This window comes from Kitasatospora sp. NBC_01300, assembly GCF_041435235.1.
Taxonomy (GTDB): Bacteria; Actinomycetota; Actinomycetes; order Streptomycetales; family Streptomycetaceae; genus Kitasatospora.
Window position 1 is genome coordinate 2,529,035 of sequence record NZ_CP108408.1, and the last position, 21,278, is coordinate 2,550,312.

General features: G+C 75.3%; 16 protein-coding genes. 3 read left to right on the top strand and 13 right to left on the bottom strand.

Annotation, left to right across the window (positions count from 1 at the left end):
- Window positions 1-39: 39 nt before the first annotated feature.
- From OG556_RS11250 to OG556_RS11270, 5 genes are all read right to left on the bottom strand, one after another.
- Entirely contained in the window at window positions 40-582 is a 543-nt protein-coding gene (locus OG556_RS11250; RefSeq protein ID WP_371516968.1) for a SigE family RNA polymerase sigma factor, read from the bottom strand.
- Between the two features lie 129 nt (window positions 583-711).
- Window positions 712-1,944: a type VII secretion-associated serine protease mycosin gene (gene mycP / locus OG556_RS11255; protein WP_371516969.1), complete on the bottom strand. Its 1,233-nt coding sequence runs from the start codon at window positions 1,942-1,944 to the stop codon at window positions 712-714.
- Between the two features lie 100 nt (window positions 1,945-2,044).
- On the bottom strand, window positions 2,045-2,341 hold the full coding sequence (locus OG556_RS11260; RefSeq protein ID WP_371516970.1) for a WXG100 family type VII secretion target: 297 nt from the start codon (window positions 2,339-2,341) through the stop codon (window positions 2,045-2,047).
- 102 nt (window positions 2,342-2,443) lie between these two features.
- Entirely contained in the window at window positions 2,444-2,749 is a 306-nt protein-coding gene (locus OG556_RS11265; RefSeq protein WP_350885676.1) for a WXG100 family type VII secretion target, read from the bottom strand.
- A gap of 181 nt (window positions 2,750-2,930) precedes the next feature.
- On the bottom strand, window positions 2,931-4,664 hold the full coding sequence (locus tag OG556_RS11270; RefSeq protein ID WP_371516971.1) for a type VII secretion protein EccB: 1,734 nt from the start codon (window positions 4,662-4,664) through the stop codon (window positions 2,931-2,933).
- Window positions 4,665-4,843: 179 nt separating this feature from the next.
- Between OG556_RS11270 and eccE the strand changes: the two genes are divergently transcribed.
- From eccE to OG556_RS11285, 3 genes are all read left to right on the top strand, one after another.
- On the top strand, window positions 4,844-6,274 hold the full coding sequence (eccE, locus tag OG556_RS11275; RefSeq protein ID WP_371516972.1) for a type VII secretion protein EccE: 1,431 nt from the start codon (window positions 4,844-4,846) through the stop codon (window positions 6,272-6,274).
- Window positions 6,274-7,041 (top strand): hypothetical protein, encoded by a 768-nt coding sequence (locus tag OG556_RS11280; RefSeq protein WP_371516973.1) that lies wholly within the window; start codon window positions 6,274-6,276, stop codon window positions 7,039-7,041. The genes eccE and OG556_RS11280 overlap by 1 nt, the downstream gene beginning before the upstream one ends.
- Before the next feature lie 129 nt (window positions 7,042-7,170).
- Window positions 7,171-9,384, top strand: coding sequence for a MinD/ParA family protein (locus OG556_RS11285; protein WP_371516974.1), 2,214 nt, complete (start codon window positions 7,171-7,173; stop codon window positions 9,382-9,384).
- A gap of 55 nt (window positions 9,385-9,439) precedes the next feature.
- On the opposite strand, the gene OG556_RS11290 is transcribed toward OG556_RS11285, so the two are convergent.
- The 8 genes from OG556_RS11290 to OG556_RS11325 all read right to left on the bottom strand — a co-directional run bounded on the left by OG556_RS11290 (window position 9,440) and on the right by OG556_RS11325 (window position 21,257).
- Entirely contained in the window at window positions 9,440-10,384 is a 945-nt protein-coding gene (locus tag OG556_RS11290; protein ID WP_371516975.1) for a bifunctional riboflavin kinase/FAD synthetase, read from the bottom strand.
- Between the two features lie 65 nt (window positions 10,385-10,449).
- Window positions 10,450-14,070, bottom strand: coding sequence for a serine protease (locus tag OG556_RS11295; protein ID WP_371516976.1), 3,621 nt, complete (start codon window positions 14,068-14,070; stop codon window positions 10,450-10,452).
- A gap of 327 nt (window positions 14,071-14,397) precedes the next feature.
- Complete coding sequence (truB, locus tag OG556_RS11300) at window positions 14,398-15,327, bottom strand: tRNA pseudouridine(55) synthase TruB (RefSeq protein WP_371516977.1); 930 nt, start codon at window positions 15,325-15,327, stop codon at window positions 14,398-14,400.
- A 34-nt stretch (window positions 15,328-15,361) separates the two neighbouring features.
- Window positions 15,362-16,465: a bifunctional oligoribonuclease/PAP phosphatase NrnA gene (locus OG556_RS11305; RefSeq protein WP_371516978.1), complete on the bottom strand. Its 1,104-nt coding sequence runs from the start codon at window positions 16,463-16,465 to the stop codon at window positions 15,362-15,364.
- A 2-nt stretch (window positions 16,466-16,467) separates the two neighbouring features.
- On the bottom strand, window positions 16,468-16,908 hold the full coding sequence (rbfA, locus tag OG556_RS11310) for a 30S ribosome-binding factor RbfA (RefSeq protein WP_350885658.1): 441 nt from the start codon (window positions 16,906-16,908) through the stop codon (window positions 16,468-16,470).
- A gap of 153 nt (window positions 16,909-17,061) precedes the next feature.
- Window positions 17,062-17,358, bottom strand: coding sequence for a DUF503 domain-containing protein (locus OG556_RS11315; protein ID WP_030062503.1), 297 nt, complete (start codon window positions 17,356-17,358; stop codon window positions 17,062-17,064).
- Between the two features lie 143 nt (window positions 17,359-17,501).
- Complete coding sequence (gene infB / locus OG556_RS11320) at window positions 17,502-20,708, bottom strand: translation initiation factor IF-2 (RefSeq protein WP_371516979.1); 3,207 nt, start codon at window positions 20,706-20,708, stop codon at window positions 17,502-17,504.
- Between the two features lie 249 nt (window positions 20,709-20,957).
- On the bottom strand, window positions 20,958-21,257 hold the full coding sequence (locus OG556_RS11325) for a YlxR family protein (protein ID WP_079135592.1): 300 nt from the start codon (window positions 21,255-21,257) through the stop codon (window positions 20,958-20,960).
- Between the last annotated feature and the right edge of the window lie 21 nt (window positions 21,258-21,278).

Here is a 21,278-nt window from a genome sequence, read left to right on the forward strand (position 1 = left end):
TGGTCACCGTCTCCTTGCGTCACGGGTTACGAGAAGTGGTCAGCGGGCGGCGAGCTCGGCCAGCGAGTCGCCGAGCAGGTCGCGCAGCCGGGCCAGCGCCCGGGTGGTGCGGGTGCGGACCGCCCCCGGGGAGGAGCGCAGCACCTCGGCGGTCTCCGCGACGCTGCGGTCCTCCCAGTAGCGCAGCACCAGGACGGCGCGGTCCTTGGGCGGCATCCGGCCGAGGGCGTCGAGCAGGGTCATCCGCAGCGCGCCGTCCGCCTCCCGCGCCTCCGACTCGGGCACGGCCCCGACGGGGCGCTCGGTGCTGGAGCGGCGGCGCTGCTGGGCGAGGAAGGTGCGCACCATCACCGTGTGGGTGTAGGCGGCCGGGTTGTCGATCCGGTTCCGGCCGCCGGTCCAGGCGCTGCGCCGCCAGAGCACGTACATCCGGCTGAGGGCCTCCTGGACGAGGTCCTCGGCGTAGTGGGTGTCGCCGCTGGTCAGCAGGCAGGCCGAGCGGTACAGGTGGCCGGTACGGCCGGACACCAACTCCAGGAACTCGGCGTCCTCGGCCTCCCGGCCCGCCCCGATCCACCCCATGCCCAACGCTCCCCCGTGTCCGTGCTCCCTGACACTTCCTGGATGCGGTGAGCAGCCCACGACGTTACAGGCGTTGCGGAGGATTCTTCCGCACACCCCCGGGCACCGGGCGGGTGCTGCGTACCCGGATCAGTCGGCGGACCTGCGGCGCAGGTCGCGCAGGACGACGCCGCCGCCGATGAGCAGCGCGACCAGCAGCGCCCCGATGCCGAGGACGTACGTCGCGGTGCGGCCGTCGCGGTCGGCCTGGGTCTCGCCGAGGCCGACCGGCCGGGGCACGATCGGGGCGGCGGCCAGTTGGACGGGGGCGTCCGGGGTGGCGGTGAACGGCGCGCTCTCGGGGGCCTTGGTGACGGCCCTGACCGGGTCGACCACGCCCCAGCCGATGAACCGGTCCGGATCGCGCTGGGTGCGCTGGGCGGTCTGCTCGATCCAGGCCCGCACCTGGGCCGGCTTCCAGGTCGGGTGGGCGCCGACCAGCAGCGCGACGAGCCCGGACACGTACGGGGCGGAGAAGCTGGTGCCGTTGTCGACGCACTGGCCGCCCCTGGGGACGGTGGAGAGCATGTCGACGCCGGGTGCGGCGACCTTCACGAAGGAGCCGTACTGGGAGAACGGGGCGCGCTCGTTGTTGCGGTCGGAGGCGCCGACGGCGAGCACGGTCGGGAACGCGCCGGGGTAGGTGTCGCCCTCCTTGCCGTCGTTGCCGGTGGAGGCGACCACCACGGCGCCGCTGTCCTCGGCGGCCTGGACGGCGGCCTTCAGCTCCTGGTACCCGCCGAAGCCGGCGGCGCCGGCGCCGCGGACGTCCTGGGAGATGTTGATGACCCTGGCCTTGGCCCTGACCGCCTCGTTGACGGCCTGGACCAGGGTGGAGACGTCGCCGTTGCCGTCGCTGTCGTTCTGGCGGATCGACAGGATGGTGGCGTCGGGGGCGAGCCCGACGAAGCCCGTCCGGTCGTACCGGCGGGCGGCGATGATGCCGGCCACCTTGGTGCCGTGGCCGACCGGGTCCTCCTTGGAGCTGCCCGGGACCTTCTCCTTGGTCTCCCGGTTGACCAGCAGGTTGCCGCCCTCCAGGACCTTGCCGGCCAGCTGCGGGTTCTGGTCGTCCACGCCGGTGTCGATGACCGCGACGGTCACCCCCGCGCCGGTGGTCCGACCGCCCTGCCACAGCTCGTCCAGCAGCAGGCGCTGCAGCGACCACGGCACGGTCGGCACGTCGGGCGCGTTCTTCGGGCAGTCGCCCGCGGCGGCCAGCCCCGGTCCGCTGTCCGCGTGCGCCGGGGCGGCGAGCGGGCCGCCCAGCACGGCGAGCGCGGCCAGTGCCGCGGCCGCCTTCCGGTACCCGCGTCCGGACACCCTGCCACCCCTCATGTCGTCCACCCGTGCCGCGCGCCGAAGGGCGGGTGCCCGGAGTCCGAGCACCCGCCCCCTCACGTTCCCGCTGGGGAACGCGTGGTCAGTTGTTGCCCCACAGCTTGGCGTTGTTGTTCTCGGTCGTCCGGTAGCTCTGCGCGGCGCCGTCCAGCGAGGAGGCGATCTGCGTGCAGACCTTCTGCAGGTCGGCGGCGCGCGCGTCCCACTGGGTCTGGTGGGCCTGGTAGCCCTGCTGGGCCGCGCCCTGCCAGCTGGACGCGATGCGGTTGACGTCGCCCTTGAGGTCGTTCAGCAGGTGGTCGATGCGACCGGCCGAGGCGCGCACTTCCTCGGCCGCGTGGTGGACGGTCTCGAAGTTGACGAGGATGTGGTCGGACACGATGTCTCCCTTGACGAGGATGCGGAGCACCCCGCGCTCAGCCGCGGGCGCCCCACCGAGCGGAAGGTCGGAACAGAACGGTGATCAGCGCGGTGCGGCTGATCAGCCCTGGGCGTTGGAGAACAGCGCCTTCTGCTCTTCCTCGGTGCTCGCGTAGTGCTTGGTGGTCAGCTCGATCGCGTGCTGGATCGCGGTCAGCGACTCCTTCAGCTTCGCGATGTCGGTGTTGACCTGGTCCTGCAAGGCCTTGTAGGCGTTCGCCGCCTGGCCCTGCCAGCCGCCGGTGATGCCATCGACCGTGCTGATGAGCTTCTGCCGCTCAGCCTCGATCTTCCCGATCGCGTCCTCGATCCGCTTGGCGAAAGCCAGCATCTCCTGAGCGGTCATCGTGAACTGACCCTGAGCCATGCTCCACCATCCCCCATGAGACAGACATTGCGTGTACGGAGGGCAGCGCGGCCCGACCGTCCCATCACCCGAGTGATGTCCAGGAGCACTGTAGTCGGCACACGCAGCTCACCCAACACCGAACTCGGCGCAGTTACCAGACCATGACACCGGGGCCAATTCCGTTGCCGGGCTTGGCCGATCAGGCGTTCTGCGGCTGCGCGGCGCTCTTCGCCGTCAGCGGCGGGCCAGCCGGGACGAGGTCCGACCACTCGTGCGGCACCGGGAGCGGCTGGAGCTCCTTGTAGCCCAACCGGGCCTGGTTGGCGCCCGATTCGTCCTGCGGCGGCTGCTGGTCGGGCGTGGTGGCGCCCGGCTGCGGGGTGGGCGTCTTCGGGGCGCCGCCCTGGCCCGGCTGCGCGCTCTGACCCGGCTGCGCGCCGGGCGGGGTGGTGGCGCCGGGCGGGGTGGTGGCGCCGGGCGGGGTGGTGGCGCCGCGGCCACCGTCGCCGTTGGCCGGCACCGAGTAGCGCAGACCGGTCTCGGTGATCAGGAAGTCGGTGCCGGAGCCGCCCGCCGCGTTGTCCAGCGCGCGGTAGAAGAGGCCGTGCCCGGGCGTCACGTACGCGGCGCCCGCGCCGTTGTTGTACGGCGCCGGGTAGGACGTCCCGGCCCAGACGCTGCGCCGGGGCGTGCGACCGTCCTCGGCGACGCCGTCGAAGGTGCTGCACACGACCAGGCGCGCGTCCTGCCGCTCCTGCCAGTTGTTGGCCGGCGCACCGGACTTCAGCGGCCAGTCGTCCCCGCTGCCCGGCAGCCGGACGTCGTTGCCGAGCCCGGCGTGGTCGGCCGGGGTCATCTCGTCGCTGCGCGGCCGCTTGTCGCCGTCGTACTTGTAGAGGTCCTGGTAGTCCGGGTTCTGCCGGATCAGCTCCGCCTGGAACGGCGTCACCAGGTAGAGCCGGTCCTTGCCGACCACGTAGTGGCGGTCCTGGTAGTGCACCAGCCGCCCGATCCGGCGGTCGGCCTGGTTGCCCAGCTCCACCGAGGAGTTGGGGCTCGGGCTGTCCGCCACCCCGTCGACCTTCGGGAAGGTGATCGGGCTGCCCGTCACCAGAGTGTCCAGCCACTCGCGCTTGACGCGCTGCGGCACCGCGTTGGGCCCGAAGACCGCGGTGATCAGCGACTTGCGCTCCTTGTCGTCCGCCTGCGGCGAGCCGATGCCGTGCTTGCGGCCCTGCGCGTCGACCAGGAACACCTTCGCGTCACCCGGCCTCGCCGCGGGCTGGCCCGGCGCCGGCTGCGCGGAGACCTGCTGCTCGTCCGCCTGCTGCACCAGCAGCAGTTGGTCCTGGCCGAGCATCCGGTCCTTGGCCGCCAGCGCCGCCGCGTCCGGGCCGGCCGCCACGAACACCGCCTGGTTGACGGTCTCCTGCTTGTCGTCCGAGCCCGGACGGTCGCAGACCGACCACTTCATCGGCTTGTCCGCGTTGTCCCTCGCCGGCAGCTTGTCCGGCGCGTACGGGATGCCGATCGTCGGACCGTGGTTGGGGTAACTGTCGAGCACCCCGTCGTCGACCACCACCACCTTGGCGTCGGCCGGCAGCACCAGCCGCGCCGAGGACATGTTGAGCACCTGGTGCAGCCGCTTGGTACGGCCGTCCGGGTCGGTCAGCACCACATACCGGGTGGTCGACTTCTTGCCCTGGACGACGTTCTTTCCGTCGTCCCAGTGCAGCGGCGCGCTCGGCTTGAACACCCCCCACAGCCCGAACCCGGCGACGATCACCGCCCCCGCCAGCACGCTCGGCAGCACCGCCTTCACCGGGCGCGGCGCGTCCTCGTCGCTGCCGCCGCCCCCGGGCAGCAGGAACGCCCCCACCGTGCGCTTGCGGGCGAAGGTGTACGCGTTCAGCTCGTCCCGGCGCGATGCCATCCTCGTCGTCCCCCTCGTCAGACCTTGTCGGACCGGCCTGCACCACCCCCCGCACCCGCCGGGCGGGAACCCGTACGAACCCTCTACGATGCGGCAACAGACGGTGAGTACGGTACGGGTACGGTCCGCGCACCGGCCAGCCGGGCCGCGGCAACTGATCAGAGAGGGTCACCCGGGGGATGCCAAGTCAGACCGCTCCAGGACGCCGCGGACCGGCCACGGGCGGGAGGTCGCGCCGCTCCGGCCGGGCGCAGCGCGGCGGCCCCGCGTCCGGGAGCACGCCCGGGCAGCCACTGCCGCCCGCCGGCGGGAGCGGCGGCCGTGACGAAGGCGGTCGCGGGCCCGTCCTGCTCCGGATCAACCCCCGGCCCGGGCTGCTCGGCGGCCGGCTGAGGCTCCAACAGCTCGTCCTGGTCGAGGTCGCGGCCGCGCTGGTCGCGGTGGGCTGGACGATCAGCCGGCCGGTCGCCGCCGGCTTCGGCGCGGTCGCGCTGGTCCTGGTGGTGCTCGCCGTGGTCCCGCTGCGCGGCCGGACCATCCCCGAACTGCTGCGGGTGCGCGCCGCCCTCAAGTCCCGCCGCCGGCAGGCCCGCAACACGCTGCCGCCGGCCGGCACCGACCCGGCGCTGGCCCCCGCCCTGGAACTCGAACCGGCGCTGCGCACCTGCACCCACGCCACCGAGGCCGACCTCGGCGGCCGCCCGGTCCGCCGGGAGACCGGCATGGTCGGCGACGGCACCTTCCTCAGCTCGGTGCTGCTCGTCCAGGCCAAGGACCAGCCGCTGCGCCCGGTGCGCACCGCGCTGCCGCTGCCCCTGGACGTGATCTGCTCGGCGCTCCAGGTCGACGACATCACCCTGGAGTCGGTGCAGCTCGTCCAGCACACCCAGCCGGCCCCGGCCCCGCACCTGCCCGAGCAGTCGCTGGCCGCCCGCGCCTACCGGGAGCTGCCGGACGGCACCGCCACCCCCGGGCTGCGGCTGACCTGGGTGGCGCTCAAGCTCGACCCGGAGCGCGCCGCGGCCGCCGTCCGGGCCCGCGGCGGCGGCGAGGAGGGCGCCCGCAAGGCGCTGCAACGGGTGACCGACCAGTTGGCCGGGCGGCTCAACAGCGCCGGGTTCAACGCGACCGTGCTGGACGAGCGCGAGCTGATCGCCGCACTGGCCATCTCCACCTGCGCCAACCCGCTCGCGGTGGCCGGGCGCCAGGGCACCGGCAGCGGCGCCGGCACCACCCGCCGCACCCAGGAGGGCAGCCGGTCCTGGCGGATCGACGACCGCTGGCACAGCACCTACTGGATCTCCCGCTGGCCGCAGCTCAGCCGCCCCGGCGGCTCGCCCGGCCGGATCGCCGCACCCGACCTGGTCAACCTGGTCACCGGCTCCCCCGCGCTGGCCAGCACCTTCAGCCTGACCGCCGGGCGCGGCACCGGCGGCTCGGTGACCGTCAGCGGGCACCTGCGGGTGACCGGGCGCAGCGAGAGCGAGGTGACGCAGGTCGGCCGCCAGGTGGAGGCGCGGGCGCAGGGCGCCGGACTCGGCCTGGTCCGGCTCGACCTGGAGCAGGCCCCCGGGGTGCTCGCCACCCTGCCGCTGGGAGGAGCGTCCTGATGGCGTACCAGACCTATCCGGCCCCCGGCCCGCAGCACGGCGCCGAACGGCCCCGGGCACGGTCCCGGATCCTGCCCGGCTTCGGGCTGCGCGGCCCGCGCCGGGAGAAGCACGTGCTGGACGCCGCGGACCTCGGGGCGCTGGCCTTCCCGGTCGGCGACGACGGCGTGGTGATCGGCGTCGACCCGCAGGGGCTGCCCGCGGTGCTCGGCCTGTTCCGGCCCAGCGCGTACGACCTGGTGCTGGTCGGTGGCGTGTGGACGGCTCAGGTCATCGCGCTGCGGGCGGCCGCGATCGGCGCCCGGGTCGCGGTGGAGACCGCGCGCGGGCAGCTGTGGGGCCCGCTGGCGCAGGCCGCGGGCGGCGGGCAGCCGTGCGTGACGGTCCACCAGGTCGGCCGACTCGGCCCGCAGGGCGCCTCGGTGGCCTCGCCGGTCCTGGTGGTGCGCGACCTCGGCGCCCGCCCGCCGCGCAGCCGGCTCTCCGCCGCGCCCTGGCAGACCACCCTGACCCTGCTGCCGTACCTGGGCCCGAACGCGGCCCGGGTGCTCAACTCGGCCGACCTGGTGGGCGTGCAGCGGATCTCCCCGCAGGAGGCGGAGCTGACCGGCCGGGTGCTGTCGCTCCCGCCGGAGGACGTCGCCGCGCTGCCCACCCTCGGCGACGACCTCACGCTGTGGGCCACCCGGATGCGGCGCCAGTACGTGCGGGCCGTGGCCGGGCAGGCCGAGCAGCAGGTTCTCGGCGGTCCGCGCCGGATGGACTGAGCGGCGGCGCCGGGCCCGGAGGGCCGCTCCGGATCCGACGCCGCCTTCAACGGGGGTTGCCGCACGGCCTAGTCTTTGATGCGGCAACGGCACCGCTGAACAAGCGGCGGCGAACACGAGGGAGCCCTAGTGAGCAGCGATCGGGACGGCGTCTACGTCGGCGACAACGCGGCAGAGGACGACGACGACTGGTCCGACGCGCCCGACTACACTCCCCCGTCCTGGTACGTGCAGACGGACGCCTCGGCGGCCCCGACCCCGACCCCGGCGGTGCAGGCACCGGCCGCCCCGGCCCCGGCAGTTCAGGATCCGCCGGCGGTGCAGGCTCCGCAGGCCGCCGCTCCGGCGCCGGTGCCCGCCCAGGCTCCGGCCCCGACGCCGACTCAGGAGCCCGTGCCCGCACAGCCCGTGTCCGCGCAGCCCGTGCCGCCCGCACAGCCCGTCCAGGCCGAGGCGCAGCACGTCCCGTTCCCGGCGTCCGCTCCTGCCCAGGCCCCCGCCCCTGCCCAGGCCGCCGTCCCTGCCCCGGCGTTCGAGCAGCCACCGGCCGTCGCCCCGGGCTGGCCGGCGGAGGCCCCGGCGCAGCCGCAGCCCGCCCCGGCCGCACAGCCGCCGTACCCGGTCCCGGCCCCGGCCGCGCCGCCGGCGCAGCCCGCCCAGCCGGTCCCGCCGCAGCCGTACCCGCAGTCGCACCCGTACCCGCAGCCGCCCGCGCAGCACGTGCCCCCGCAGCAGCCGCTGCCGCCGCACGACCCGCAGTCCGCCGCCGCGTGGGCCGCCCAGCAGGCCGCCGCCCAGCCGCAGCCCGCACAGCCGCAGCAGCCGGCCCCGCAGCCCGCGCCGGTGGATCCGCGCCAGGGCGGCTGGCCGCAGGCCCCCGCCTACCCGCAGTCGGCCCAGCCCCAGCCCCAGCCGCACGAGTACCAGCAGTTGCGGCCGGGCTCGACGCACGAGCAGTCCGGCGGGGTGCAGCCGTGGCCGCCGCAGGGCGCCGTCGCGCCGCCGCCGGTCGCGTTCCCGCACGCCGCCGCCCCGCAGCCGCCCGTGGCGCACGGTGCGCCGCTCGGCTACACCGCCGCGGTCGAGCTGTCCTCGGACCGGCTGCTGCGCAGCCAGCCCAAGCAGCAGCGCCAGCAGCCGCGGTTCCAGTTCGGCGGCAAGGCGGCGGCCGCCGAGAAGGCGCGCAAGCTGGAGATCATCCGCACCCCGGTGCTGAGCTGCTACCGGATCGCCGTGATCAGCCTCAAGGGCGGGGTCGGCAAGACCACGACCACCACCGCGCTCGGCGCGACCCTGGCCAGCGAGCGCCAGGACAAGGTGATCGCGATCGACGCCAACCCGGACGCCGGCACCCTGGGCCGCCGGGTCAAGCGCCAGACCGGCGCGACCATCCGCGACCTGGTGACGGCCATCCCGCACCTGCGCAGCTACATGGACATCCGTCAGTTCACCTCGCAGGACCTCAACTCGGGCCTGGAGATCCTGGCGAACGACGTCGACCCGGCGGTCTCGACGACGTTCAACGACTCGGACTACCGCCAGGTCATCGACGTGCTGGGCCGCCAGTACCCGATCATCCTGACCGACTCCGGCACCGGCCTGCTGTACAGCGCGATGCGCGGGGTGCTGGACCTCGCCGACCAGCTGATCATCGTCTCCACCCCCAGCGTGGACGGCGCCTCCAGTGCCTCGACCACCCTGGACTGGCTCTCCGCTCACGGCTACGCGGACCTGGTGCAGCGCAGCATCACGGTGGTCTCCGGGGTGCGCGAGACCAGCAAGCTGATCAAGGTCGAGGACATCGTCGCGCACTTCCAGACCCGCTGCCGCGGGGTGATCGTGGTGCCGTTCGACGAGAGCCTGGCGGCCGGCGCCGAGGTCAACCTCGACATGATGCGGCCCAAGGTCCGTGAGGCCTACTTCGAGCTGGCCACCCTGGTCGGCGAGGACATCGTCCGGGCCCAGCAGGCCGCCGCCCAGCAGTCCGGGTGGCAGCAGCAGGTGCAGGCCACGCCGTACCCGCCGCAGCCACAGCCGTATCCGGGTCAGGCGGGCCAGACGGGTCAGGCGGGCCAGGCCGCTCAGCCCGCCCCCGGGGCGCCGTGGGCGCCGCAGCCCGGCCAGGCCCCGCCGCCGCCCCCCGGCTACGGCTACCCGCAGCAGCCGGCCGCCCCCACGGCCTGGCCGCAGCCGGGCGCCCAGCAGCAGCCGGCCCCGCAGCCGGGCCCGGGCTACGGCTACCCGCCCGTCCAGGGCCAGCCGCCGCAGCCCGCCCCGCCGTCCCCGCCGGACGGCTACCGGCCGCCGCCCGGCTACGGCCACCCGCAGCAGCCCCCGCAGTGACGCCGAAGGGCCCGCCGACCAGGTCGGCGGGCCCTTCCCCGTGCTGCGGCGGTGCTCAGACGCCGTCGGTCAGCTCGCGGGCCTGCTTGACGTCGTCGGCCATCCGGTCGAGCAGCGCGTCGATGGAGTCGAACTTCTCCATCCCGCGCAGGTAGGCCAGGAAGTCCACGGCCACGTGCAGCCCGTACAGGTCCAGGCCGACCCGGTCGATGGCGTACGCCTCGACGGTGCGGGCGGTGCCGTCGAAGGTCGGGTTGGTGCCGACCGAGATGGCGGCGGGCATGCGCTCGCCGTCGGCGGTCAGCCAGCCCGCGTACACGCCGTCGGCCGGGATCGCGCTGTGCGGCACGGTCTCGACGTTGGCGGTGGGGTAGCCGAGCTCGCGGCCGCGCTGCGCGCCGCGCACCACCACGCCCTCGACCCGGTGCGGGCGGCCCAGCACCTCGCCGGCGCCGGCCATGTCGCCGGTCTCGACCAGCCGCCGGGTCAGGGTGGAGGAGAACGGCTCGCCGGCCCCGGCGGCGCCGCTCACCTGGAGGTCGACCACCTCGACGTCGAAGCCGACCGAGCGGCCCAGCTCGGTGAGCAGCGCGACGTCCCCGGCGGCCCGGTGCCCGAAGCGGAAGTTGGGGCCCTCGATGACGGCCCGGGCGTGCAGGGCGTCGACCAGGACCTGCTGGACGAAGGTCTCCGGCGACTCCTGGGACAGCTCCGGGGTGAACGGCAGCACCAGCACCGCGTCCACGCCGAGGCCCGCGATCAGCTCGGCGCGGCGCGCCTGCGGGGCGAGCAGCGGCGGGTGGCTGCCCGGGCGGATGACCTCGCGCGGGTGCGGGTCGAAGGTCACCACCACCGCAGGGAGGCCGAGTTCGCGGGCCCGCTCGACCGCCCGACCGATGATCAGCTGATGCCCGCGGTGCACCCCGTCGAACGAGCCGATGGTGACGACGCTGCGTCCCCAGTCAGCGGGGATCTCCTCCAGGCCACGCCAGCGCTGCACCCTGACCGCTCCTTGTTCCGTACGGCGCGTACCCTCTGTACGCTCAAACGCTCAAACCCGAACCCCTATAGCGTGCCATGCGCCTGCTCCTGCTCCGGCACCGGAATACGGGTTGGGCGCACCGGCGGGTGCGCGACGCGCCCGGGCACGGCCCGCTCCGCCTCGGCGGCCGCGTACTGCGGGTCGCGGCCGGCCGCCGCCAGGGCCCGCATCCGGGCCAGCCGGGGCCCGTCCGGCGCGGTCGGGGCGGCGTCCCGCGGCCACTGGGCGAGCAGCTGCGCGAACGCCGCCGAGCGGCCGGCCCAGCGCACCAGCAGTTCGTCCGCGTCCGGCAGGCCGGGCGTCGCCCGGGCCAGCACCGCGCGGGCCCGGGCCGGATTCTCGGCCGCGCAGTGCTCGGCCAGCCGCTCCACGGCCGCGGTCAGCACCCCCGGGTCGGTCTCGATGGCGAGCAGGGTGTCCAGCAGTTCGCAGCGCAGCGCGTCCGCCGCCGGGTCGGCCACCGGGACGGACAGCACCTGGGCGAACGGCCGCCGCACCCCGGCCGTCCGGGCGGCCAGCGCGCCGCCGAGCAGCACCCGCAGCTCCAGCCGGGCGGCCGGGCCGCCGGTCGCAGCGCGCTCCAGGCGGCGGCCCAGGTAGTCGACGGCGACCGGGCCGGCCAGGGCCGGGTGCTCGCGCAGCAGCCGGGCGGCCAGTTCGGCGCCCCGCCGGGTGGCCACCGGGGTGCGGGCGTCGGCGAGCATCCGCAGGGTCTCGGCGGCGGCCGCGCCGGGGGCCGCCAGCCGGTCGGCGAGCGCGGCCAGGACGGGTTCCGGGTCGCTCTCCAGGGCGGGGGCCAGCGCCCTGGGGGTGAGGAAGGCGTCGCCGCCGGCCCGGTGCAGGGCCAGCGCGGCGGGGAGGTGCTCGGCCCTGGTCGCCGGGTCGCCGACCAGCAGGGCGAGGGCGGCGCCGTGCAGGCCCGGTTCGTCCTCGCGGGCGAGCAGGGTCAGCGCGGTGAACCGCAGCAGTCCGGCGGCGGCGCCGACGGCGTGCGGGGCGGCGTGCAGGGCGTGCACGGCGGCGGCGACGTGCCGCTCGGGCCGCCCGTCGTGGCTCCAGCGGTCCACCGCCCGGCAGAGCGCGGAGGGCTCCTCGGTGGCGAGCACGGTGAGCAGCGCGTCCGCCCTCGGGTGCGCGGCGTCGGCCAGGGCGTCGGCCAACTCGTCCAGGGCGAGCCGGCGGTGGGCGTGCAGCAGGTCGTGGGCGAGGTCGGCGACGGTGTGCCCGGGGCGGCCGGGCAGGCCGCGCGGATCGTCGAACCAGGCGCAGAGCAGCGGGAACACCGCGACAGGGTCGGCGCGCAGCCGTTCGGCCACCGCGCCGAGGAACGGCTGCCCGGGCCCGTCGGCGGTCACCAGGCGTCGCAGCAGCGCGAGTTCGGCCTCGGCGGGCAGGCCGAGGCCGGTCCAGAACGCCGGGCCGAACGCGCCGAGCCCGTCCGCCGGGAGCGCGTCCAACCCGCCTTCGGCGGCCGCCCGTTCGGCGATCCGGCCGGCCAACTGGTCGAGCAGAGACCGGTGTTCGGCCGGATCCGGGCTGGCGGCCAGCCCGGCGGTGAGCAGCCGGCCCGCCCACCAGGCCGGTTCGCTGCCGGGCGGGCGCAGGTCCAGGGCGCGCCAGAGCCGGTGCAGCCACGGGTCCAGGGCGGGTGCGCCCCAGGTCTCGGCCAGTCGGCGCAGCGCGGCGGCGACCGGGCCGATCCGGTGCCGGGGGACGCCGCGCGGGGGGCCCTGCGCAGGCGCGCCCTCCGGCCCGTTCGCGGGTGCGGAGGGCGTGTCCACGGCCTCGCCGAGCAGCAGCCGCAGCGCGGCGTCCAGGTCCAGGTGCAGGCCCTGCAGCCAGTCCGCGAACTCCCCGTGCGCGAACCGGAATCCGGGCCCGGCCGGGACGAACAGGCCCTCGGCGAGGACGGCCGTGGCCCAGCCGCCGGCCGCCGGGAACAGCTCCTCGAAGGCGGCCCGGCCCAGGCCGCCCGGCCCGGCACCGAGCATCCGCCGGGCCGCCTCGTGCACCCGCCCGGCCACCGCGGCCGCCAGCCGCCGCACCCGCCCGTGGGAGGGCCCGGCCGGGCGGGCGGAGCTGCGGCGGTGGGCGCCCGGGCGGCGCTGCCGGCCGTCCTCGACCAGCCGCCCGGCCACCCGCAGGCAGCGCAGGTCCAGGTAGGCGGCGAACAGTTCGCCCCGGCGGGCCGGCTCCCCGCGCAGGCCCTCCGCCCACAGCTCGCCGGCCAGCCGGACGGCCAGCGGGTGCCGCGCGTCGGCGTCGGCCGGCCAGCCCGGCGGCAGCCCGTAGCGGCGGCGCACCCGCTCGGCCGCCTCGGCGGGGAGCGGGCCGAGCCGGTGCCCGGCGAGGCTGGGGGCGCCGGGGCCGCCGCCGTCCATCCGGACGGTGGGGGCGCTGGCGAGGTCGCCGCCCGGCTCCGGCTGGTCCGGGTAGCGGGCGTGGCCGGTGCCGGTGCCCCACTTCTCGGCCGCCAGCCGCACCCAGGCCTCCTCGCCGCAGGCGGTCAGCAACCGCGCCCCGCAGCCGGTCAGCCAGTCCCCGGCGCCGCGCAGCCAGCGCGGGTCCAGCGGCGCCGGGGCCTCCTCGGGGCCGTCCAGGACCACCAGCAGCGGCCGCCCGGCCGCCGCGCACAGCGCCGCCACCGGTTCCGGCGCGGGCGCCGGGATGCCCAGCTCGGCCGCGACGGCGGCCAGGGCCCGTTCCACCGGGGCGGCGAGCGAGCGGTCCTCGGCGCGCAGGTCGGCGCCGCGCAGCCAGAGGGTGGGCAGCGGCCGGGCGCCACCGGCGCGGCGGGCGGCGAGGGCGGCGAGCTCGGTGGAGCGCCCGCTGCCGGGGGCGCCGACCAGGGCGGTGACGGTGGCCCGCGGTTCGTCCCCGGCCAGTCCGTCGGGCCGGTCGACCCGGTCGGCGGCGAGCCCGGCGACGCGGTCCGGGCCGGCCCCGGCGGCGGCCAGCTGGGCGGCGGTCAGCCTCAGCACGCCGGCCAGGTTGAGCGCGGGCCCGTAGCCGGGCACGGCCGCGCCGTTGCGCGCCAGCAGTTCGGCCAGCGCCGGGGCGACCGCGACCGCGCCGCCGCCGGCCGGCACCGCCGGGAGCGCGCCGCCGTGCTGCGGCCCGCGCAGCGCGGGCACGGCCAGGGCCACCACGGCGCCGCTGCGGGCGTCCAGCACCGGCGAACCGGCCGGCACCGCGACGCCGGCGACCACCGGCGGGTCGAGCAGCAGCACCCCGCCGGCCCCACCGGCCCCGGCCCCGGCGGCACCGAGCAGACCGCAGCGCAGCACCACCACCCGCCCGTCCTCGCCGGCCAGCGCGGGCAGCAGCACCTCGCGCCCGGCCCCGAGGGCCGCGACGGGCAGCGGCGGCACGGGCAGCCCGCCGACCGCGTCGGTGCGCAGCAGGGCGAGCCCGTGCTCGGGCAGCGGCAGTACGGCGTCCGGGCCCAGCACCCTGGTCTGCCCGCCGGGGGTGTGCAGGACGATCCGGTCCAGGCCGGTGACGCTCTCGTGGGCGGTCAGGACGGTGCCCTGCGGGTCGGCGACGAACCCTAAGCCGTGCAGTCGCCCGTTGAGGTCGCGGACCCGCAGCAGGTACCGCCCCGGATCTCCCGCCACGCCGTCGCCGTCCAGGAATCCCGGCATTCGCACTGCCCTCCCCGCAGGCCGGACGGCCCGGGGGCGGGCTTGTCTCGGCGACCTGCTCGCCGCCGGGGAGCCTGCCCGCCAGGGAGGCGGCCCCACCGCGCCTGCGCCGCTCACCACGGGCGTTCACCTCGCGCGCTCCCCCGGGCGGGTGACCCCTCCCTCGCCGGAACGAGCCCCCGGACCTCGCCGGAACACCCCCCGAACGAGCGAAGCCCCTCCCGGGACGACTCCCGAACGAGCGAAACCCCTCCCGGTACGCCCCCCGAACGAGCGAAACCCCCGCCGGAAGACTCCCGACGGGGGTGACGCGTGCGCTGCGGGGCGTCAGCCGACGAAGACCGCGACCGGCTTCGCCTGCCCGCCCGTCTCCTCGACCAGCGCGAGGAAGCGCCCGTCCGGCCCGAACACCGCGATCGGCCCGTCCACGCCCAGCCCGGGCGCCTTGAGCCGGGCACCGTGCGACAGCTTCTCCGCCGCCGACTCGTCCAGGTCCCAGCGCGGGAAGGCGGCGGCCGCGGCCTCCCCGATCGGCAGCACCTGCAGCCCCGTCGGGGACTCGCCGGTGACCGCGGCCTCCAACTCCTCCAGGGTGTGCGCCGACTCCACCGAGTACGGCCCGACCCTGGTGCGCCGCAGCGCGGTGAGGTGGCCGCCGACGCCGAGCCCGGCGCCCAGGTCGCGGGCCAGCGCCCGGATGTAGGTGCCGGAGGAGCACTCGACGGTCACGTCCAGGTCGATCACCGGCGTGCCGTCCTCGGCGATCGCCGCGCGCTGCCCATGCACGGTGAAGGAGTGGATCGTGGTGGGCCGGGCCGCGAGCTCGAAGTCCTCGCCCTCGCGCACCCGCGCGTACGACCGCTTGCCGTCGATCTTGATCGCGCTGACCTTGGAGGGCACCTGCATGATCTCGCCGGTGAGCGCGGCGATCCCGGCGTCGATCGCCTCCCTGGTCACCCCGTCGGCCGGGGCGGACGCGGTGACCTCGCCCTCCCGGTCGTCGGTGACGGTGGTCTGGCCGAGCCGGATGGTCGCCTCGTACGTCTTGGCGGTGAGCATCAGGTGGCCGAGCAGCCGGGTGGCCCGCTCGACGCCGATCACCAGCACGCCGGTGGCCATCGGGTCGAGCGTGCCGGCGTGCCCGACCTTCCGCGTCCCGGCCAACCATCGCAGCTTGGCGACGACCCCGTGGGAGGTGATGCCCTCGGGCTTGTCGACGATCACCAGGCCGTCCGGGCCGGTGCCTTTGCGCTTCATCAAGTTCTTTCTCTAAAAAGCGGTCAAGAGATGATCAACGTACCGGTCGCAGCGCGCTCCGGAACCGTTCGACCACCGCGGCCACGTCCTCCCGGGCGCTGAACCCGGCCGCGAAGACGTGCCCGCCGCCACCCAGCTCCCCACAGGCGGCGGCGACGTCCACCGCGCCCTTGGAACGCGAGGAGCCCCGCAGCGTGCCGTCCGGGTCCTGCTTGAGCACCAGCGCCACCTCGGCCTCGGCCGGGCGGCGCAGGATGTCGATCAGCCCCTCGATCTCCTCGACCGTGACGCTGAACAGCACCAGGTCCTGGTACGGCACCCAGGTCCACACCAGGCCCAGCCCGCCGGCCGCGTCCGGCTCGTAGACGGCCCGGTCGAGCGCGCCCGCGAGCACCTTGAGGTAGCCGAAGGAGGAGGTGTCCCACAGCTGCCGGGAGATCAGGTCGTGCCGGATGCCGGTGGCCAGCAGCCGCCCGGCGAGCTCGTGGGTGGCGGGCGTGGTGGCCCGGTACTTGAACGAACCGGTGTCGGTGGCGACGCCGGTGTACAGGCAGGTGGCCAGGTCCTGGTCGAGTTCGACGCCGAGCCGGCGCAGCAGTTCGTCGACCAGGACGGCGGTGGCCGGCGCGGTCGGGTCGATCAGCTGGTGGGTGCCGAAGCCCGGATTGGAGGCGTGGTGGTCGATCACCACCAGCACCGGCGCGGCGAAGGCCTTGCCGTGCAGCAGGCCGAGCCGGCTCTCCGCGGCCACGTCGAAGCAGAGCACCAGCTCGGGGACGTCCGGCACCTCGGCGGCCGGCACGATCAGCTCCTGGCCGGGCAGGAAGGCCAGCGACTCGGGCACGATCTGCGGGTCGTCGCCGAAGGAGACCCGCACCCGCTTGCCGAGCCCGCGCAGCGCCAGCGCGGCCGCCAGCGAGGAGCCCAGGGCGTCGCCGTCCGGGCAGATGTGGCAGATCAGGTCGATCGAACGGGCCCGCCCGATCTCCGCCACCACCTGCTGCCAGATCAGCTCGAAACCGCTCTCCTCGGTGCGCGGCCCCGGGAGCGCCACGAGGGCGTCCTCCACCGTGCTGGTGGAAGACGCCCCCGTGGTCGAACCGGCTCGCGAGGCGGCCTTCGCCGGCTCACCCGCCATGACTACTCGTCCTCGTCGTCACGCTCGGCCGCCGGAACCTTGTACGGGTCCGCCTCGCCGGCGTAGGTCGCGCCCGCGGCGGTGGTGCGCACCGCCGCGTCGATGGCCTTGGCCCGGTCGAGCAGGTCGTCGATGTTCCGGGCGTTGTCCGGCAGCGCGTCCGCGACGAAGGTCAGCGTCGGGGTGAAGCGCACCCCGATCTTGCCGACCTCGGAGCGGATCACGCCCTTGGCGCTCTCCAGCGCGGCGGCCGTGGCCTCGCGCTCGGTCTCGTCGCCGAAGACGGTGTAGAAGACGGTGGCCTCGCGCAGGTCCCCGGTCACCCGGGTGTCGGTGATGGTCACGAACCCCAGTCGCGGGTCCTTGATCCGCCGCTCCAGGGTCTGGGCGACGACCACCTGGATGCGGTCGGCGAGCTTGCGCGCCCTTGCGGTGTCGGTCACGTTGCCTCCTCGTGCAGTGGGTCCGGCATTCGGGTGAGCTACGCACCCTTCGGGGCCCACGCCCCAAAGTACCGGCCCGCGCCCGGCCTTGCGGGCGCTCTGGGTCCTGATCCGTGTGAGAACGGCGACTTCCGCCGACCGTCTCCACGGCTCTCATTCGTCGTCGTCGTTGTGGTACCTCCTCCTCGCGGAGAGGAGCTGCACCTCGGGGCGGCCGGCGACCAACCGCTCACAGCTGTCCAGGATCTCGGTGACGTACCCGGCTTCGCCGGCCACCACCGCGAGGCCGATCTCGGCCCTGCGGTGCAGATCCTGGTTCCCGGTCTCGGCAGCGCACACGCTGTACTTGCGCTGCAGTTCGGCCACGATGGGCCGCACAATCGAACGCTTCTCCTTGAGCGAGTGGACGTCGCCCAGCAGCAGGTCGAAGGTGAGTGTTCCCACGAACATGTATGACAGGTCTCGCCGACCTGGAAGGCCTCGGGGGGGAAGCCCGGAACCGGGCTGCGGGTGAACTACCCCGGACCCTACACAGCGAGACCGGGGCCGGTCGACGGAAATACCACCCGTCGACCGGCCCCGGCTTTCACCGACTACGAACGCGGCTTCTCGCGCATCTCGTAGGTCTCGATGATGTCCTCGACCTTGATGTCGTTGAACGACCCCAGGGTGACACCGGCCTCGAAGCCCTCGCGGACCTCGGTCGCGTCGTCCTTGAAGCGGCGCAGACCCTCGATGGTGAGGCTCTCCGCCACGACCTTGCCGTCGCGGATGAGGCGGGCCTTGGCGTTGCGGCGCAGCAGGCCCTCGCGGACGATGACACCCGCGATGTTGCCGAACTTGGAGGAGCGGAACACCTCGCGGATCTCCGCGGAGCCGAGGCGCACCTCCTCGTACTCGGGCTTGAGCATGCCCTTGAGGGCGTTCTCGATCTCCTCGATCGCCTGGTAGATGACCGAGTAGTACCGGACGTCCACGCCTTCCTTGTCGGCCGCGGTACGCGCACGGCCTTCGGCGCGCACGTTGAAGCCGATGATGATGGCGTCCGAACCCATCGCCAGGTTGACGTCGGACTCGGTGATCGCACCCACACCGCGGTGCAGGATGCGGAGCTCGACCTCCTCGCCCACGTCCAGCTTGACGAGGGCGTCCTCGAGGGCCTCGACCGAACCGGAGACGTCACCCTTGATGATGAGGTTGAGCTGCTCGATCTCGCCGGCGGCGATGGCCTTGTCCAGGTCCTCCAGGGACACCCGGACCCGACGCTGCGCGAAGGCGGCGTTGCGGTCGCGGGCCGAGCGCTTCTCGGCGATCTGACGGGCGGTGCGGTCCTCGTCGACGACGATGAAGCTGTCGCCGGCGCGGGGCACCGAGGTCAGACCGAGCAGCAGCACCGGGCGGGACGGGCCGGCCTCGGCGAGGCTGTTGCCGTTCTCGTCCAGCATCGCGCGGACGCGGCCGTAGGCGTCGCCGACCACGATCGAGTCGCCGACGCGGAGGGTACCGCGCTGCACGAGCACGGTCGCCATGGCGCCGCGGCCCTTGTCGAGGTGGGCCTCGATGGCGATACCCTGCGCGTCCTGCTCGGGGTTGGCCCGCAGGTCGAGCGAGGCGTCCGCGGTGAGGACCACGGCCTCCAGCAGCTGCTCGATGTTGAGGCCCTGGCGCGCGGAGATGTCGACGAACATGGTGTCGCCGCCGTACTCCTCGGCCACCAGACCGAACTCGGTCAGCTGACCGCGGACCTTGGTCGGGTCGGCGCCCTCGACGTCGATCTTGTTGACGGCGACCACGATCGGCACACCCGCGGCCTTGGCGTGGTTGAGCGCCTCGACCGTCTGCGGCATGACACCGTCGTTGGCCGCGACCACCAGGATCGCGATGTCGGTGGACTTGGCACCACGGGCACGCATGGCGGAGAACGCCTCGTGACCCGGGGTGTCGAGGAAGGTGATCGGGCGCTGCTCGCCGTTCACCTCGGTGACGACCTGGTAGGCACCGATGTGCTGGGTGATGCCACCGGCCTCGCCCGCCACCACGTTGGACTTGCGGATCGCGTCCAGCAGGCGGGTCTTACCGTGGTCGACGTGACCCATGACGGTGACGACCGGCGGGCGCGGGGCCAGCTGGTCCTCGTCGCCCTCGTTCGCACCGAAGTCGATGTCGAACGACTCCAGCAGCTCGCGGTCCTCGTCGTCGCGGCTGACGATCTCCAGGATGAAGCCCATCTCGCCGGCCAGCAGCTCGAGGGTCGCGTCGGAGACCGACTGCGTCGCGGTGACCATCTCACCGAGGTTGAACATGACGGAGACGAGCGCGGCCGGGTTGGCGTTGATCTTCTCCGCGAAGTCCATCAGCGAGGCGCCGCTCGACAGGCGAACGGTCTGGCCGTTGCCGCGAGGCAGCATCACACCGCCGACGGACGGGGCCTGCATGGCCTCGTACTCCTGGCGCTTCGCCCGCTTCGACTTGCGGCCACGCGCCGGGCGACCGCCCGGGCCACGACCGAAGGCGCCCTGCGTGCCACCACGGGCACCCGGGCCGCCGGGACGACCACCGAAACCACCGGGACGCGGGCCGAAGCCGCCGCCGCCACCGGGGGCACCGCCACCGGGACGCGGACCGCCGAAGCCGCCGCCACCGGCCGGACGCGAGCCCGGACCGGCCGGACGACCCTGGAAGCCCGGACGGGCGCCACCGGCACCACCCGGACCACCCGGACGGCCACCGGGGCCACCGGGGCCACCGGGGCCACGGCCGCCGGGGCCCGGACGCGGGCCCGGAGCCGGACGCTGCGGCATCATGCCCGGGTTCGGGCGCGGCATGCCGGACGGGGACGGGGCGCCGGGGCGCGGGCCGGCCGGACGCGGCATGCCGTCGGGACGCGGACGGTCGCCGCCCGGACGCGGGGCGCCACGGTCAGCACCGGGAGCACCGGCGGGACGCGGACGGTCGCCGCCCGGACGCGGGGCGCCACGGTCAGCACCGGGAGCACCGGCGGGACGCGGACGGTCGCCACCGGGACGCGGGGCGCCACGGTCAGCACCGGGAGCACCGGCGGGACGCGGACGGTCGCCGCCCGGACGCGGACGGTCGCCACCCGGGGCGCCCTGACCGGCGGGACGCGCACCCGGCGCGCCCTGACGGCGGTCGCCGGGGCGGGCCATGCCGGTCGCGCTGCCCGAGGTGAACGGGTTGTTGCCCGGACGCGGGCCGGCCGGACGCGGGCCCGGACGGGCACCGCCGGCGGCGGGACCGGCCGGACGCGAGGCCTGCGGGGCCTGCGGAGCCGACGGGGCCTGACGCGGGGTGTCACCGGCCGGAGCCGGCGAGGAGAACTCGGCCGCGGGCGCGGCCGGGGCCGCCGGAGCGGCGGGACGCGCCGCCGGGCGCGGGCCCGGGGTCGGGCCACCCGCCGGCTTCGCGGCGGCGGGGGCCGCCGGGGCGGCGGGCGCGGCCTGGGCCGCAGGGGCCGCGGGAGCCGCGGCCGGGGTGGGACGGGGACCAGGGGTCGCGCTGGGGCGCGGACCCGGGGTCGGAGCACCCGGCTTGGGTGCACCCGCGGCGGCGGAGCCACCCGCGGGCTGGGGCGCCGCGCTCTTGCGCGGGCCCGGCTTGGCAGCGGAACCACCACCGGTGGGGGCCACACCAAGCGCGTCAGTCAGCTTACGTACGACCGGCGCCTCGATCGTCGAGGACGCCGAACGGACGAACTCACCGAGCTCGGTGAGCTTGGCCATGACGGCCTTGCTCTCCAAGCCAAGTTCCTTGGCGAGTTCATAAACCCGGACCTTAGCCACTTCACTCCTGTCTATGAGTCCGGGGTGTCTCGTCCGCCGGACCGTCGCTACTTCATGGGCGTACCCATCGCGTACTCATCGCGTACTCATCGAGAGCTCATCGCAATCTCGACCTACTTCCACATCGCGAGGTACCTGACTGGTGGCACGGCACGCGGCTGCCCGCGAACCGTGCTTGTTGCGGTGGTTCTCCCGCCGCACTGAGCGGCGGCCGTAGCGGGTGTCGCCCCACCGGGCGGCCTGAGGGACTCAGGGCGCCGGGGTGTCGACGGTCCGCTCCCCGATGAACTCGCGGAGCCGCTCCGTGTCGAGCGTCCCCTGGAGGCGGAAGGCCCGGGGAAACGCCCGACGGCGGACCGCGAGGTCGAGGCAGGCCGGATCGGGGTGCAGGTGAGCGCCCCGGCCCGGCAGTGCGCCACGGGGGTCAGGGACGCAGACGCCCTCGACCGCCGTGACACGCAACAGCTGGTGCTTGGCCGCTCGCTTGCGGCAGCCCACGCAGGTGCGTTCCGGGCGTGCTCGGACGTGCGTCCGGCCAGACGAAGGCAAGTCTACCCCTCCGAAGGGACA